20 protein-coding genes are annotated in these 14274 nt (G+C 60.7%); 2 read left to right on the forward strand and 18 right to left on the reverse strand.

Annotated elements, in window-relative coordinates; translation table 11 throughout:
• The first annotated feature begins 3 nt into the window (after positions 1 to 3).
• Positions 4 to 957 (forward strand): LacI family DNA-binding transcriptional regulator, encoded by a 954-nt coding sequence (locus GJ698_RS01780; RefSeq protein ID WP_208023755.1) that lies wholly within the window; start codon positions 4 to 6, stop codon positions 955 to 957.
• On the opposite strand, the gene GJ698_RS01785 is transcribed toward GJ698_RS01780, so the two are convergent.
• From GJ698_RS01785 to GJ698_RS01815, 7 genes are all read right to left on the reverse strand, one after another.
• Positions 947 to 1732: a transporter substrate-binding domain-containing protein gene (locus tag GJ698_RS01785; RefSeq protein WP_154355859.1), complete on the reverse strand. Its 786-nt coding sequence runs from the start codon at positions 1730 to 1732 to the stop codon at positions 947 to 949. The two genes, GJ698_RS01780 and GJ698_RS01785, sit on opposite strands and share 11 nt — an antisense overlap.
• Before the next feature lie 11 nt (positions 1733 to 1743).
• Entirely contained in the window at positions 1744 to 2670 is a 927-nt protein-coding gene (locus GJ698_RS01790; RefSeq protein ID WP_154355860.1) for an isoaspartyl peptidase/L-asparaginase, read from the reverse strand.
• Positions 2671 to 2683: 13 nt separating this feature from the next.
• Positions 2684 to 3415 carry an amino acid ABC transporter ATP-binding protein gene (locus GJ698_RS01795; protein ID WP_154355861.1) on the reverse strand — a complete coding sequence of 244 codons (732 nt, stop codon included), beginning with the start codon at positions 3413 to 3415 and terminating at the stop codon, positions 2684 to 2686.
• 1 nt (position 3416) lies between these two features.
• Positions 3417 to 4088 carry an amino acid ABC transporter permease gene (locus GJ698_RS01800; protein ID WP_154355862.1) on the reverse strand — a complete coding sequence of 224 codons (672 nt, stop codon included), beginning with the start codon at positions 4086 to 4088 and terminating at the stop codon, positions 3417 to 3419.
• A complete protein-coding gene (locus GJ698_RS01805; RefSeq protein ID WP_154355863.1) occupies positions 4088 to 4747 on the reverse strand; it encodes an amino acid ABC transporter permease in 660 nt (219 codons plus the stop codon). Before GJ698_RS01805 ends, GJ698_RS01800 begins: the two co-directional genes overlap by 1 nt.
• A gap of 75 nt (positions 4748 to 4822) precedes the next feature.
• On the reverse strand, positions 4823 to 5554 hold the full coding sequence (locus GJ698_RS01810) for a copper homeostasis protein CutC (protein ID WP_154355864.1): 732 nt from the start codon (positions 5552 to 5554) through the stop codon (positions 4823 to 4825).
• Positions 5547 to 6464: an ROK family protein gene (locus tag GJ698_RS01815; RefSeq protein WP_154355865.1), complete on the reverse strand. Its 918-nt coding sequence runs from the start codon at positions 6462 to 6464 to the stop codon at positions 5547 to 5549. Before GJ698_RS01815 ends, GJ698_RS01810 begins: the two co-directional genes overlap by 8 nt.
• Before the next feature lie 139 nt (positions 6465 to 6603).
• On the opposite strand from GJ698_RS01815, the gene GJ698_RS01820 reads away from it, so the two are divergent.
• A complete protein-coding gene (locus GJ698_RS01820) occupies positions 6604 to 7779 on the forward strand; it encodes a tyrosine-type recombinase/integrase (protein ID WP_154355866.1) in 1176 nt (391 codons plus the stop codon).
• Between the two features lie 678 nt (positions 7780 to 8457).
• On the opposite strand, the gene GJ698_RS01825 is transcribed toward GJ698_RS01820, so the two are convergent.
• The 11 genes from GJ698_RS01825 to GJ698_RS01875 all read right to left on the reverse strand — a co-directional run bounded on the left by GJ698_RS01825 (position 8458) and on the right by GJ698_RS01875 (position 14270).
• A complete protein-coding gene (locus tag GJ698_RS01825; RefSeq protein ID WP_154355867.1) occupies positions 8458 to 8694 on the reverse strand; it encodes a hypothetical protein in 237 nt (78 codons plus the stop codon).
• Between the two features lie 41 nt (positions 8695 to 8735).
• Complete coding sequence (locus tag GJ698_RS01830; RefSeq protein ID WP_154355868.1) at positions 8736 to 9005, reverse strand: hypothetical protein; 270 nt, start codon at positions 9003 to 9005, stop codon at positions 8736 to 8738.
• A gap of 49 nt (positions 9006 to 9054) precedes the next feature.
• Entirely contained in the window at positions 9055 to 10308 is a 1254-nt protein-coding gene (locus GJ698_RS01835) for a type II secretion system protein GspD (RefSeq protein ID WP_166454778.1), read from the reverse strand.
• On the reverse strand, positions 10305 to 11453 hold the full coding sequence (locus GJ698_RS01840; RefSeq protein ID WP_154355870.1) for a zonular occludens toxin domain-containing protein: 1149 nt from the start codon (positions 11451 to 11453) through the stop codon (positions 10305 to 10307). Before GJ698_RS01840 ends, GJ698_RS01835 begins: the two co-directional genes overlap by 4 nt.
• Positions 11428 to 11607 (reverse strand): hypothetical protein, encoded by a 180-nt coding sequence (locus tag GJ698_RS01845; protein ID WP_154355871.1) that lies wholly within the window; start codon positions 11605 to 11607, stop codon positions 11428 to 11430. Before GJ698_RS01845 ends, GJ698_RS01840 begins: the two co-directional genes overlap by 26 nt.
• Positions 11604 to 11933: a DUF5455 family protein gene (locus GJ698_RS01850; RefSeq protein WP_154355872.1), complete on the reverse strand. Its 330-nt coding sequence runs from the start codon at positions 11931 to 11933 to the stop codon at positions 11604 to 11606. Before GJ698_RS01850 ends, GJ698_RS01845 begins: the two co-directional genes overlap by 4 nt.
• Before the next feature lie 11 nt (positions 11934 to 11944).
• Positions 11945 to 12223: a hypothetical protein gene (locus GJ698_RS01855; protein ID WP_154361824.1), complete on the reverse strand. Its 279-nt coding sequence runs from the start codon at positions 12221 to 12223 to the stop codon at positions 11945 to 11947.
• Complete coding sequence (locus GJ698_RS01860) at positions 12223 to 12522, reverse strand: hypothetical protein (RefSeq protein WP_154355874.1); 300 nt, start codon at positions 12520 to 12522, stop codon at positions 12223 to 12225. Before GJ698_RS01860 ends, GJ698_RS01855 begins: the two co-directional genes overlap by 1 nt.
• Before the next feature lie 642 nt (positions 12523 to 13164).
• Positions 13165 to 13383: a major coat protein gene (locus GJ698_RS30410; RefSeq protein ID WP_166454779.1), complete on the reverse strand. Its 219-nt coding sequence runs from the start codon at positions 13381 to 13383 to the stop codon at positions 13165 to 13167.
• Between the two features lie 287 nt (positions 13384 to 13670).
• Positions 13671 to 13955 carry a hypothetical protein gene (locus GJ698_RS01870; protein WP_154355876.1) on the reverse strand — a complete coding sequence of 95 codons (285 nt, stop codon included), beginning with the start codon at positions 13953 to 13955 and terminating at the stop codon, positions 13671 to 13673.
• Positions 13956 to 13958: 3 nt separating this feature from the next.
• A complete protein-coding gene (locus tag GJ698_RS01875; protein WP_154355877.1) occupies positions 13959 to 14270 on the reverse strand; it encodes a hypothetical protein in 312 nt (103 codons plus the stop codon).
• Positions 14271 to 14274 lie beyond the last annotated feature (4 nt).

The raw sequence follows: 14274 nt of genomic DNA on the forward strand, positions 1-14274 counted from the left end.
GATGTGGCCGCGCTGGCTGGCGTGTCGCGCGCGATCGCGTCGCGGGCCTTGTCGGCGCAGCCGAGGCCTGTTTCCGCCGACAAGCGCGAACGGGTGCTGCGCGCCGCCGAAACGCTGGGCTTCCGCCCCAATTCGCTGGCGCGCGGGCTGGCCAACAAGACCGTCAACCTGGTCGCCATCCTGGTCAATCACATTCACGACCTGTCGGACCTCGACCTGTTCGACCTGCTGCTGGCGGAGATACAGGCCATCGGCAAGCAGGTGATCTTTATCCGTGTCGGCGCCGGCGAGCATGCCGAATCCTTCCTGCGCGACGGCGTGGCCTATCACGTCGATGCGGCGCTGGTGTTCTCCGATTTCGCCGATGCCGCCACCGTGCGCCGCATGTTCCGCAACAACGCGGTGCTGATGCTGAACGGCCATCACGATCCCGGCGTGCCGTCGGTGACGATGGACGAAGACCAGGGCATCCGCGAATGCGTGGCCGATGCGGCGGCCAAGGGCGTGCGCACCGCGCTGCTGCTGACCGGGCGTACCATGTCGCTGGTGGAGCAGGCACGCATCGCTTCCTATCGCGCGGCGCTGGCGCGGCACGGCATCAAGCTGCTGGGCGAATTGGCGGGAGATTATTCCTACGCCAGCGGACGCGCGCTGGCGCAGCAGATCGACGTGGATGCCACCGGTGCGGTGTTCTGCACGTCCGACGCGATGGCCATGGGCGTGCTGGATGCGCACCGCCAGCATTTTCCGCAGCATGTGCCGACCCGCTTCCGGCTGTACGGCTTCGACAACATCTCGCTGACGCAGTTCGACGCCTATCCGATTTCATCCATCGGCTCGGACAGACGGGAATACGTGGCGCAGATCGTGCGCATCCTGAACCAGCCGGCGGATCTGGCGCAGAACAGCGACCAGGTGCTGGTCGCCACGCGGTTTGTTTCGCGGCTTACGGGGTAAGTGTCGGCGGCACGGTTTTGCTGCCCCACCATTTCTTGTAGTTGGCCGCGTAGGCGCCGGACTTGATGTAGTCCGACACGAAACCGTTCACGAACTTCAGCAGCGCCGGATCGCCCTTGGCCATGGCGATGCCGATCGGCGTATTGCCGTACATCGTAGGCAAGGTCTCCAGCTGGTCGTTCTTGCTGGCCAGGTAATCCAGCAGCGATGAATCCTCGACGCCGGCATCGGCGCGCTTTTGCTGCAGCAGCAGGACGCCGTCCGGAGAAAAATTATCGGTGTAGATGAAGATCGCCTGCGGCGCCGATTGGCGCAGGAAGGTGTCGGCCGTGGTGCCCCGGCCAACCACGACGCGCTTGCCGTTCAGGTCCGCCAGCGTCTTGATATGCATGCTCTTTTGCGCGATCACGCGCAGGCCGGCCAGATTGTAGGGAATGGAGAAGTCCACCACGCGCGCGCGTTGCGGCGTGATCGAGACATTGGCCACCACCAGATCCAGCTGCTTCGACATCAGCATCGAGATGCGCGCATCGCTGGAGACGTCGGAAAAGCGCACCGGCACGCCGATTTTCGCGGCCAGCTGTTTTGCGACATCGACGTCGTAGCCGACCGGCTCATTGCTGGCGTCGCGAAAACCGACCGGCTCACCACCCAGCGAGACGCCGATGCGCACATAGCCGCGCGCCTTGATTTCCTCGATGCGGCCGGCCAGCGCCGACGTTGCCGCCAGCATCAATGCCACAACGGCGGCGGTGCGTTTGAAACGATGCTGCATGCTGAACCCTTTCAAAGTTTGACGGTGGAGGCAACGCGCAATTCCGGCGCGGCCATGCGCTCGTCCCAATACCAATAACGTATCTCTTCGTCGCAGCGGTAGTTGACCACCTGGTGATTGCCCTTGGCGTCGATGGCGTGGATCACCACGCCGGCCAGGAAGCCGGTCTTCAACTCGGACAGTTCTTCCACCGCCAGCTTGATCGCATCTTCCAGAGTATAACCAAGCCGCATCGCCAGCACGATGCTGCGCGACGTCCCGCAGCGCATGGTCATTTCGCCGGTGTGGGTGCAGGCGGCGGCGCCGTAGCGGCTGTCCGCGTAGAAGCCGGCGCCGGGAATCGGCGAGTCGCCCAGCCGGCCCGGATATTTCCACGCCCAGCCCGACGTCGACGTGACCACGCCGATATTGTCGCCAAGGTCGCGGCCCAGGAAGACCGTGGTGTCGCGCACGCGTTCGGGATCGGTGATGGTGTTGCTGAGCGGGGCCAGCGCGATATCGGGGAAGGCGGCCTGCTGTTCCGGCGACATCTCCTTCTGCAGACGCTCCCACCAGACGCGCTTGCTGTCCGGATGCAGCACGTCGTCCACGGCGAAACCGCGTTCGGTAGCGAAGCGGCGCGCGCCGGCGCCGGTCAGCATCACGTGCGGCAGGTGTTTCATCACCTCGTGGGCCAGTGCGGAGACGGGCAGGGTGGCCGGCACCGCGCCGACCGCGCCGACGTCGCGCGAGGTGCCGTCCATGACGCCGGCGTCGAACTCCATCTCGCCCAGCATATTCGGCCAACCGCCGTAGCCGACGCTGCGCACCTTGGCCTCGCGTTCGACCTTGGCGATGCCGCTGACCATGGCGTCTATACTGGCGCCGCCCTGTTTCAGCAGGTCGACCGTGGTTTCAAAGCCGGGCCATGCCTCGGCGTTCGCAAGCAGCATTTTCATGAGAGGTCTTTCATTACTTCGTCATCTTCGAGAGAAATTGGGCGATGCGCGGCTGCGCCAGGCCGCCGTCGGCGGCGAAGAACTGCGCGGTCGGCAGGTCGGCCAGCAGGCGGCCCTGGTCGAGGAACACCACCCGGTTGGAGATCTGCCGGGCGAATTCGATTTCGTGCGTGACGAACAGCATGGTGGTGCCGCTTGCCGCCAGCTTGGCCAGAATATCCAGCACTTCGGACGTCATTTCAGGATCGAGCGCGCTGGTGACTTCGTCCAGCAGCAAGTAGCGCGGCTTCATCGCCAGCGCGCGGCAGATGCCGACACGCTGGCGCTGGCCGCCTGACAGCTGCGCCGGGTAAGCATCCACACGACCGGCCAAGCCGACAGAGGTCAGCAGCTCGCGCGCCTCGTCTTCGGCCTGGCGGCGCGGCACCTTCAGCACTTCGACCGGCGCCAGCGCCACGTTCTGCAGCGCCGTCATATGCGGATACAGATTAAACAGCTGGAACACCGTGCCGGAACAGCGGCGCGCCAGTTGCAGCTGCTTGGGGTCGCTCACGTTGTGACCATCGACGGAAATGGCGCCGCCGTCGAGCTTTTCGAGACCGTTGATGCAGCGTATCAGCGTCGATTTGCCGGAACCGCTGGCGCCGAGGATGGACACCACTTCGCCCGGCGCGATGCGCAGGTTGACGCCGTCGAGCACCGTATTGGCGCCGAAGCGTTTGACCACGCCTTCGATATCTATCATTCTACAAACCCTTCCATTGACTATGCGCGCGCAAGCGCGTCTCGGCGCGGGCGCAGACCCTGGCGATCAGCCGGGCCATCAGGTAATACAGCACGCCGATCACGGTCCAGACGATGAAGGGCTTGAGCGTGCGCAGGTTCAGGATCGCGCCTACCTTGGTCAGATCGATCACGCCGATCACCGAAATCAGCGATGTCACCTGCAACTGGTTGACCAGCAGCCCGGCCAGCGGCCCGAGGCCGAAAGCCGCCGCCTGCGGCGCAACGATGCGGCGCAGCGTTTGCCAGCGGCTCAAGCCGAACACGCGTGCAGTTTCCAGCTGGTCGCGGCCGACCGATTCGATGGCTGACACCGCGATCACGTAAATGAACGCCGCTGTATTGCCGGACAGTGTGATCAACGCGGCCTGTACAGGCGTCAGATCTGTCTCCAACAGTACCGGCAAGCCGAAAAACACCAGGAACAACTGTACCAGTACAGGGGAGTTCTTCAGCAGCTCGGCCAGCGCGCCAGCCAATGGCGCCAGCAGCAGCGTGCGGTAGTAGCGCAACATGGCCCAGGTCAGGCCGATCAACAGGCCGATGATGGTGGTGGTGGCGAACAGGGCGACGGAAACGCCCAGGCCTTGCAGCAGCAGGAGCAGATCATGCGGCGTGAAATCGGTGTAGCGCATCAGCCGTGATCCTTGTTCAAGCGACGGTGCAGGGCGCCGGCCGACAGCGACACCAGCCAGGTCATCGCCGCGTACAGCAGCAGGAGCAGGACGTAGACTTCAAATGGCTGGAAGGTGTCGGCAGCGACGATCTTGGCGCTGCCGGTTAATTCATTCAGCGTGATCGCCGACAGGATGGACGACGTCAGGATCAGGTTGACGAACACCGAGCCAAGCGGCCGCACGGAACTGCGCAGCGCAATCGGCAGCACAATGTGGCGGTAGGTGGTGAACCGCGACAGGCCGCTGACCTGCGCCGCCTCCAGCACACCCGGCTCCACGGCCAGGATGCCGGAGCGGATCACATCCGAGGTGAAGGCGCCGCCGGCCAGTGACAGGGCCAGCACACCGGTGCCGAAGGCGCTCAACTGGACGCCGATTTCAGGCAGGCCGTAAAACAGGAAGAACAGCTGGACGATGAAAGGAACGTTGCGGAAGATGTCGACGTAGATCTCCGCCGTGCGGCGGGCCAGCGGCGACGCGGCGGTGCGCATCAGGGCCGCCGCGATCCCCAGCGCCAGGCCGCCAGCCAGGGCCAGCGCGCAGGCGAGGGCGGTCAGCCGCGCACCGGCTGCCAGGTCGCCGAAATAGGGTGCAAGGGTGGTCGGATCGAACGTCAAACAGGCTGCTCCCGCTAAAAGTGAAACCGGTTTCACTGCTGTATCCGACGAGTGTCACACAAACTGCGGTGAATTTCAAGACAGCAGCGCGGCTTTCAGTGCGGCGACTTTGGCGCTGCTGGTCTGGCGTCGGCCGCCGGCGTCGAAGCCGAAGGCCAGCACCTGCGGCGACGCCGGCGCCACCGGTTCAGAGCAGGACGCGTGAACGTCGGTCAGCGCCAGCCGCGTGCGCAGCAGGCTGACATTGTCGGCATTAATACCGGCGCCGGGCATGATGGCGATGCGACCGGCGGCAGCGTCGAAACAGCGCTGCAGGCCGGCCAGCCCATCCGGCGCGCTCCTGGCGCCGCCGGAAGTCAGGATGCGTTCGAAGCCCAAGTCTATGGCCTGACCGGTTGCCCGCGCCAGATCCGGACACAGGTCGATGGCCCGGTGCAGCGTGCAGCGCAGTCCGTGGCCGGCGGCGCGGCGCACCAGCCGATCCAGCGTGGGTTGATCCAGTTCGCCGTCCGGCAGCGAAGCGCCGAGCACCACGCCTTGCAGGCCGGCGGCGGCCACCGCGTCGATCTCGTGCAGCATCAGCTGTGTTTCCGTTTCATTAAAACAAAAGTCGCCGCCGCGTGGACGTATCATGGCCACCACCGGCGCCCGGCTGGACGAGGCCAGGCGCAGCAGACCGGAAGTCGGCGTCAGGCCGCCGATTTCCAGCGCGCTGCACAACTCGATGCGGTCGGCGCCGCCGGCCAGCGCTGCGGCCAGCCCGTCGGCGCTGTCGACGCAGACTTCCAGCGTGATCGTTTCAGCCATGTGCGCTTTCCAGTTTATTCAGGCCCAGCCACGCCGCGCCGATCAGCCCCGGTTCCGCACCGGACTGGCCGGGCACGATGATGGGCGCATCGGTCTTGCGCAGAATGGCGGCGCGCACGGCGTCATCGAGCCTGGCGATCAGCGGTGCGCTGTTGGCCAGGCCGCCGCCAACCGGCAGAATCGACGCGCCAAAGGTGTTGACCAGCATGGCCAGCGGTCCGCTCAGCAGATCGACAAAGCAGGAAATGGTCAGTTCGGCGTCCGCATCGCCAGCCTGCCAGGCAGCGATGATGGCCCGGCTATCCAGTGACGCCTGGTGCAAAGTCAGGTGCAGCCGCTCCAGCCCGCGTGCGCCGCCGACCGTATCCAGGCAACCGGTCTGGCCGCAGCCGCAGCGGAAGCGGGGGATGGCTTGCGGCGGCGTGCCGGCAAACTGCGCCGCCACCGGGCCGTGGCCCCATTCGCCGGCGAAGCCGCCAGGTCCGCCGATCAGCCGACCGCCGATGACCAGGCCGCCGCCAACGCCAGTGCCCAGGATCAGGCCAAACACATTGGCATGGCCGCGCGCCGCGCCGGCCTGGGCCTCGGCGAGGGCGAAGCTGTCGGCATCGTTGATGATCCAGACGGGGAGGCCGAAAACCTCGGCCAGATCGTCGGCCAGCATACGGCCATCGATGCACGGGATATTGGCGCACTTGATGCGGCCGTCGGCCGGATCGACCACGCCGGCGATCGAGATGGCGACCCCGAGCGATGGGCCGCCAGCGGCGACCAGCGTCTGCATGGCGGCGGTGAAGGCGGAAAAATCGTGAGTGGGTGTCGGCACGCGTTGCAGCTCGCCGATTTGGCCGTCCGCCGCGGCGACGGCACATTTGATGGCGCTGCCACCGATATCGAAACAGGTAATCATGGCGCAAATCATAAGGGCAAAAGCGCTGAAATGCCAATCTGATTAACTCGACATTACTACCTATATTGTCGATTAATATAACTGTATGAAATACTGTATAATTGACCAGCTACCCATACAGTATTTTTAGCCTGCACCAATGCCAGAAAAGAAATTCGACGTCATCAATCTGGACCCATTTCCCGCGCACAGCGGCGGCGCGGCCGAACGCCGGCAGCGCGATACAGACGCCCTGCGCACCATCGCCGAAGACGCCATCACCGACGCCCGCACCGATAGTGAAATTGCAAGGGAATTCATCAGCCACGGCGAACTGGGCGAAAAATCGATCGCCAACACCCAAAAAGAGCTGTTCCGGTTCTTGACCTGGTGCCGGGAAGAGGCCGGCAAAACCCTGCGCCAGCTGACCGTGGCTGACTTGAACGGCTACAAGGAATTCCTCAAAGCGCCGCCGCAGGACTGGATTTCCACCACCAAATGGCCGCGCAGCGACCCGCGTTACCGGCCGTTCAGCGGCCCGTTGTCGGACGCCAGCCGGCGCCAGGCCATGATCGCCGTCAAAGGATTGTTCGCATACGCCGCCCAGACCGGCTATCTGCGGCGCGATCCGGCCGCGCTGGTCAAACACGTCAAAACCGCCAGTGCCAGCCGCATCACGCGCTACCTGACGCCGGACGCGCTGGAACTGGCGCTGGCCGTGGTCGCCACGCGCGAGGCATTGACGCCGGCGTCCATTCGCCGGCGCGAGCGCGATCGTTTCCTGTTGACGGCCTACATCCACACCGGCGCCCGCTTAAGCGAAATCGTCGGCGCCAACATGGGCGCGCTCTACACCGAAGGCAACGGCCGCTGGTGGCTGGATGTGCTCGGCAAAGGCAACAAACCGCGCCGTTTGCCGGTGCCGCCGGAAATGCTGGCCGCATTCCGCCAATACCGCGCTGCATTCGATCTGCTGCCGCAAACCGCGCGCAGCGACGACACGCCGCTGGTATTGTCGAGCCGTGGTGTATCCTTGGTGCGCATCACGGACGAAGCCGCATCCGACGCGCTGAAAGCCATCTTTACCGCAGCAGCGGTCGCAGCAGATCGACTGGGCGACGCCGACATGGCAGCGACATTCCGGCAGGCCTCCGCACACTGGCTGCGCCACAGTATGCTGACCAACCACGCCAACAACGGCGTGCAACTGAAGACGCTGCAGGAAACCGCCGGCCACGCCAGCATCGCCACCACGGCAGCGTATCTTCACAAGACAGACAACGAACGTCATGATGAGATTCTTGCTTCTGCTGGCCTTAGTAAGGAAATGTCATAATTTCGCATAATTTATATTATGTAAAATGCCGCCGCCGCCGTCATGCGCTACGTCGGGCAATATCGGCATGGTTTGAACGGGTGTTTGGTACGGCTGCACTGCCCGCGACAGCAAGCTAGCAAGTCCAGTATTTCACGCTTTGAGACGCCTGCCATGAGCAGGCGTTTTTTTTGGATGGCCACAATTCGATACTCTTTGCGCGCCCTTGCCTGACCCCATTTCGCAGCCCGGGCGTTGCGGATGTGCCAGTAGTGATTACGGATGAACCGGACTATCGCGCCAAGCTCGGAGTCGCTTAGCCGGTCAAAGGGAAAAAGCTCCAATTGCATTTCAGCAATATAGCAATTTGTACTGGACAGTGCCAACTTACGAACGGCAGTCTTCAGGATGGTGCCTGCGGCCGACGTGCACCAGCTGGGCCTTCACACAGCCAACGGACTGCCCGCTAAAACTTCGGAACCTTGTCGCTCCTCGCTCCGCCACCCACAGGCCCCAGCTGGAGCTACTACAAGAGCCACAGCCGCTTCCTGGACACGCCCGAAGATTTTGCCCTTCGGGCCGCTTGTGCCGCCAAACCGAATGTTCCGCCGATCAGGAAATTGCCGAAGATAGTTCGACCTGGTAGCGCTGAATTTTGCTGCAGGAGGCCAAATGTGAGCTGACCAGGTCGAATAATATTCAGTCGGGCTTGTGCCCCATAAACATACCCGTATTCCACGAATTGTCATGGATACCCCAGCCAACCGTCCGAACCTCAAGCGTCCCAGGCACAGGCACCGGGTCTCGTCCAGCAAACCGAACAGCCGCCTCTTCCACGGTGAGCCGGTAGCGTGTCTTAACGCGCTTCTTTTTCAAATAACCGTCCGTGTATTCGAAGAAATACATCTCGACGTCTTTCACTTCGCGCTTGTCCATAAAACCCCCAAATATACTGTACGAACATACAGTATATTTACCTAGCGCTTGCGAAGCAATTGCTGTCGCAAAAGCCGTTCAATGATTTGGTCATTAGTGAGGTCCTTGAACTCGCGAAACTTGCGAACGCCGTCGATCACCTCCACCGGCAAGCGGACAGTCAAAAAGGCCTCGCCAGACTCCAGCAAGCGCGCCCTGCTGTCTCTTTTGCGCTCTGCCGGTGTCCTGGCCTTGCCTGTGCGCGGACGACCGACAGGGCGTTTAAAACCGTCCAGCAGATCGCCTGTACGTTTGTCATCAACCTGTTTCACAAACACCTCCAATTATCGTGACAAGTCACGGAAATTATACGAACGGTTTTTAGTCCGCCTTGACGACCTTGGCGCTCAATACAAGCACCAGATCAGTACGCGAACTGGACGAAGACTTAGCCGCCCAGGAAGGCAAAAACGAGAACGCGGACGCGTTATTGGACGCGGTGTTGTCGTTCAACCCACCAATCAACAGTACCTCACCATCCGGCACCGTAACCTTGGTTTTGACCTGGCGCTTGATCAGCGTAGGCGAATTGGTCACCCCGGTCGACGTGGCCTTAAAATTACTAATCTGGCCATCTACAACCAGCTGAATGCGACCGCTGCCAAGTACCTTCGGTAGCACGTCCACGATGACACCAGACGGTCTATAAACGATGTTCTGAACGGTGTTCCCGGAATTGTCCTTGCCGGTGCTGGAAATGGTGGGCGTCTCGTCACCGACCGTCAGCACGAGCTTTTCATACTCGTCGCCAACCACCCTACTATTCGACACCTGCTTAAACCGGCCATCCGTCTTCAGGGCATCCACGACCAGCTCAAAACGGGAACCCTTCAAACTGATAGCCGAGCCAGAACTGACGGCACCAAGCGACACACCCAGCTTCGCGCCCAGAACAGTAGCCAGGACCGAAATACCACGCCCGTCAGACTCGTTGCTGGTCACCTCGATCCAGGAGGCCGAGACATCGACCAGCCGCGGAATGGAATCGACCGAGTCCAGCACCTTGCGCATCTTGTCGACATCGTCCTGGCTGCCAGTGAGCAGCAGATCAGCACCGGCAGCCACGGCCGCACGTGGCCCAAACGACGCTCCAACCAAAGCGACCAGAAAATCGCTCGGACGATTCTTAGGCGTGTACAGCTCGGACACATCGTCTTTCTGGCGCCGCCCTACAATCGCATCAACGGCGCCAGCGTGATCCGAACCATCGGCCGAGACAGGAGAAGGGACAAGCACAGGCTTTGCCACCGCAACGGCACTATCAGTATCGCCAACAGCCTTCACAAGCGGCACCAGGTAATACACGCCGTCACGCACGTCTACGCCCACGCCCTGCTGCTTCAAAATGCCCTGAACGAAGTCCAGCGTCTTACCCTCATCGATGCCGGCGACGCTCAACGTTATCTTGCGATCCATCGCCAGCACTTCGGGCGACACGACGTAGTCCACGTGCAGCAAGTTCTTAAACACGGACTGACTGAACGACACCAGCGGCACTGCGTTGAAATTGAACGACACGGGAGCGCCAAACGCCATCAAAGGTGCCAACAGCACCAGGATCAAAAGCCGCTTCATAACACCCCCTTGACCCATTCGCCAGGCGATACCTCGGCCTCCCAAGCACCACCACCAAGCATCACCATATTCACTGGCTCGACTACGCGACCATCAGACAACGTGACAAGAAAATGCCGGTTCGGCAACCGGACGTAGCCGACACCCTTCACCTTATCGGAAACAACGCGTTCGACCTTGGCAGCACCAGCCACCACAACCGGAGGCGCAAACATCCGAACGGCAAAGCCGCCCAACACGACACCAAGCAGCATCGAGAACATGAGAAATTTGGTCATATGCTTATGAGGAGGTTTAGGTGGAGGCGTGCGCCCCCGAAGCAGATCTACACCAGCTGGGCCAGCAAGACGTGGGCCGACGAACGACGGATCTACACCAACGCGAGCAGACAAATGCCAGGACGACAGCAGGCAATGCGTACCATGAGGATATGACTCAGAAAACACCTGCGTCGTGTTGTAGGCGTCATTGAGGTCATCGCCCCGAAAGACCCAACGGTCAGCGACCAGGCCGTCAGGCTGCGATCCGAGCCGCACGACGCCGATATGCACACGAGGCAAGTTGCCTTCAGTGGCACCAGCCGTAAGCGCCTTCAGCAAGCCGCTGACGACCGGCACCTTCATGCGGTCAAGCCGGTTTAGCCGGACAACGTACTCAAGCAGGCTATCACGAAGCTGCTTATCTACCTGCGCGATATTCTGCATGATGAAGAAAATATCCCAGCCATATTTACGGCCATGAATCGCCCACTCCAGCAGATCAGCACGCCCCTTGTCCTGAAAGTTGCGAGTGTTCAGCCACGAGCCGCACTCATCCAAAACCAACGCGCCGTTATGGGATTCATCGAACCCAGGCAACAACTTCGGCGTAGGAGCCAAAGCCTCCAGGCCACTTTTGCCAGAAGTAACGATCGGCTCGAAATCGACAAACTTGTTGCCGCTGCCAATCATGTACAAGTCAACAGCAGAAGGCTTATCAGGGATGCGAGTGACAACCGACTTGTTTGTATCCGCCATCAGGTGTTCCAGGAACACGTCGCAGTTGGTAGCGACACGCCGACCGGCACGAAGATAGCGCCGGATCTGGTCAATACCCGCCTTCCCCTTCCCGCTACCGAGCTTACCTGTTATCGCGTACACCGCCATGCTCGGCCTCCTCCTGCTTTTTCTGCTTGACGCGCTTGTAGGCCTGCGACAACACGTCATCAGGAAGGTCAGCGACAACGTGCTTTACAACGAACCAAACGATGGCAAAAAACACCCCGATCAAGACCAGATGGTCAACGAGAAATCGCATCATATAGTCCTCGACCAGAGCTGCATAATCGTGAACTTCCACTTGTACAACTCGCACAACGACCACATCGCGATGTAACCCGTAATGCACTGCTGCGTAGCAGGTGAAATCACCATCGCCAGCCCAGCGGCAAACATCGGATGGACGGAACCCAAGCCAGCGATAGCCGAGCTCATAGCCACGCGCACAGCCGCATACAAGGCCAGCAGCAGCGCACTGACAACGGCGACAATCGCAATGGTCACAGCGGTCTTCTGCGTAAGATATTTCGCCAGCCAGGCTACCAAGCTGGTGATGATGGTGACGATCAAATTTCCAAGTAAAGGCATAAACCCTCCTATCAGCTTTTAGACGTGGTACGCGCAATCAGCGAGATGACGGCGAATACAAACGCGAACCCAAAAAACGCGGTGAACAGCGGCCGTAACGTATCGAGGTAGGTGCAAACCGGCACAACGAAAGTGCGAGCTATGAAAGGGAACTCCACGACAGGGTCACTGCAAGAACCGGCAGGCAAATCAATACCGCTAAACGGAATCGAAGTGTCTTTTCCATCGTTGGCCTTGCCATCATCAAGACCCTTTTGACGATCGGTGCCGATTCCGTCGACGAGCTTCATCAGCTCATCGAACAAGCCAGCGCCTGTAGGCGTACCAGTCTCATCGATTTTGCAGGCAGGCTGTCCAGGAGCGCCGCAATTTTGCTGCGTATCGCCTGTACCGCCACCACCAGTCCCATCGCCACCGGTGCCACCGCCACCTGTACCACCTCCACCAGTACCACCGCCGCCAGTGCCGCCTCCACCAGTGCCGCCGTCACCTGTTCCGCCACCGCCGCTACCGCCACCGCCAGTACCAGTCCCATCACCGCCAGTGCCACCTCCACCAGATCCGCCGGAACCAGAGTAAGCAGGCGCATCAGTAGGCGGAGGGTTATCAGCCCCACCCACATCGCCGGTCTCTTTAAAGTAGATCGTGCACTCCTTCAGCCGAGCGCCGTTGGCAGGCTCGTGAATGAAACAGCCGCCCTGCTCGGAAAATGCGACCATGCAGCCCTTGATGGTCGCGGTGATCGAACCGGCATCACGAATCTTCTGTAACACGAGATCGGGGTTATCTACGCTGACGTAGGCAAGAGGTATGAAGTCAACAGAACCAGCGTCAGCACCAGCCTTGCAAGATCCAGACACGCCGACGTTGATAGGATAGGCACGGCCAGCGCCATCAGTGAACGTAAACGTGGTGGTAGCACCAGACGAGACAGCTTTAAGCGCAGCGTCTAAACCATCACACGTACCGCCCTTACCGTGATAGTCGCTCTGAAGAACCTCGATGAAGCCGTTACACGAAGAGGAAGTCGGAAAGATGCTGCCCAACTGGGCATTCCCGTAAACGAAGGTGCGCGCTGCAAATGCCTGGTCGCTGAACAAGCACAGCAGCACCGACAAACCCAGCAGAAGGAAAACACGACTAGTCATTCAACCACCTGCATACCGCCACCAGCGGCAACAATAAAAAAAGGGGCGCACGAGTCGCCCCTACAACCTGACACTGGCAGGGCTTAACCAGCGCGGGAGAAGGCTTTCTTCATAAAGGAAATGCCCCAGAAACCACCGGCCACCACGACGGCCACGGCAGCGGCAGCGGCGATGTACGACGTAGCGCGAGTGGTCAGGCCGTTGATCGCATCCAGGCCAGGATCGGCATCGGCAGCCATCGCAACACCGCTCAGCACCAGCGCGCCAACAGCGACCAGACCACGTTGAATATTTTTGTTCATAACAGACTCCAAAAGGTTAGGCCTACATAGGAGAGCTGTGCGGCCAGCGCAGCTCAACACCACGAAATTAATCCAAAGTCTCGACAGCACGCCGAGCAATGCGGACCAGCGAGCCGCCGCCATACCCAACGCCAAAAGCGGTAAAGCACAGCGCGATAATCTGCAAGTAGGTGAAAGAACTCATTTGCCCCCCAAGAACCGGCGCAAGATGTACCGCGCCAGATGCATGACGCCAACGAAGCACACGGCCACCAACACAACCGGCCAAAACGCCGCGAACAGGTTGCTCACCGCTGACCTCCCGCGATCCAGCCAAGCGCGAAACACAGCACCAGCAGTGCACCGACAAAAATATCTGCTGAAACGTTCACGTTAGAAGCTCCTGTACCTGAAGACCCAGCAGGCCGACTCTCCAGCGCAGCTATACGATTGTTCAAGGCGTTAAAGTCAGAACCAGACAGGAGAACAAGCTGGCAGCCAGAAACGTCAACCGAGGGCGACTGCTGACTGGCGTAATAGCCAACCTGTTTCAGGTCACCATTAAGGGTCACCTGAATAGCGCAGACAGTCACGAATTACGCCTTCGACGCAGCAGCCTTGATAGCCTGCATAGGACGCACAGCCAGGACGACCTGCTCCATACCCTTGGAGCCGCTGACCATGTCGATATCCAGCTCAGCGATGAAAGGGAACGGAGTGTGCTTAATCGATTCGATCACCGACGAGTCCTTGCACTTCATCGGCTCGGTGCACATGCCGAACGCGTTGTCACTTTCCTTGAGCACCACCTCGACAAACAGCTTGCCGCTGTCGATCTGCTTACCATCATCCATCTGACCCTTGAACATCTTCGCGCCGCGAACGGTCGCCTCAGCTTTTACCAACATGGAA

The organism is Duganella aquatilis (assembly GCF_009674565.1).
Classification (GTDB): Bacteria; Pseudomonadota; Gammaproteobacteria; order Burkholderiales; family Burkholderiaceae_D; genus Rugamonas; species Rugamonas aquatilis.

Excerpts from the sequence above, each read along its gene's own strand:
- GJ698_RS01785 (WP_154355859.1), bottom strand. The coding sequence starts at position 1,732 with ATGCAGCATCGTTTCAAACGCACCGCCGCCGTTGTGGCATTGATGCTG.
- GJ698_RS01790 (WP_154355860.1), bottom strand. The coding sequence starts at position 2,670 with ATGAAAATGCTGCTTGCGAACGCCGAGGCATGGCCCGGCTTTGAAACC.
- GJ698_RS01795 (WP_154355861.1), bottom strand. The coding sequence starts at position 3,415 with ATGATAGATATCGAAGGCGTGGTCAAACGCTTCGGCGCCAATACGGTG.
- GJ698_RS01800 (WP_154355862.1), bottom strand. The coding sequence starts at position 4,088 with ATGCGCTACACCGATTTCACGCCGCATGATCTGCTCCTGCTGCTGCAA.
- GJ698_RS01810 (WP_154355864.1), bottom strand. The coding sequence starts at position 5,554 with ATGGCTGAAACGATCACGCTGGAAGTCTGCGTCGACAGCGCCGACGGG.
- GJ698_RS01815 (WP_154355865.1), bottom strand. The coding sequence starts at position 6,464 with ATGATTACCTGTTTCGATATCGGTGGCAGCGCCATCAAATGTGCCGTC.
- GJ698_RS01820 (WP_154355866.1), top strand. The coding sequence starts at position 6,604 with ATGCCAGAAAAGAAATTCGACGTCATCAATCTGGACCCATTTCCCGCG.
- GJ698_RS01825 (WP_154355867.1), bottom strand. The coding sequence starts at position 8,694 with ATGGACAAGCGCGAAGTGAAAGACGTCGAGATGTATTTCTTCGAATAC.
- GJ698_RS01835 (WP_166454778.1), bottom strand. The coding sequence starts at position 10,308 with ATGAAGCGGCTTTTGATCCTGGTGCTGTTGGCACCTTTGATGGCGTTT.
- GJ698_RS01840 (WP_154355870.1), bottom strand. The coding sequence starts at position 11,453 with ATGGCGGTGTACGCGATAACAGGTAAGCTCGGTAGCGGGAAGGGGAAG.
- GJ698_RS01845 (WP_154355871.1), bottom strand. The coding sequence starts at position 11,607 with ATGATGCGATTTCTCGTTGACCATCTGGTCTTGATCGGGGTGTTTTTT.
- GJ698_RS01850 (WP_154355872.1), bottom strand. The coding sequence starts at position 11,933 with ATGCCTTTACTTGGAAATTTGATCGTCACCATCATCACCAGCTTGGTA.
- GJ698_RS01855 (WP_154361824.1), bottom strand. The coding sequence starts at position 12,223 with ATGAAGCTCGTCGACGGAATCGGCACCGATCGTCAAAAGGGTCTTGAT.
- GJ698_RS01860 (WP_154355874.1), bottom strand. The coding sequence starts at position 12,522 with ATGCGCCTGCTTACTCTGGTTCCGGCGGATCTGGTGGAGGTGGCACTG.
- GJ698_RS30410 (WP_166454779.1), bottom strand. The coding sequence starts at position 13,383 with ATGAACAAAAATATTCAACGTGGTCTGGTCGCTGTTGGCGCGCTGGTG.
- GJ698_RS01875 (WP_154355877.1), bottom strand. The coding sequence starts at position 14,270 with ATGTTGGTAAAAGCTGAGGCGACCGTTCGCGGCGCGAAGATGTTCAAG.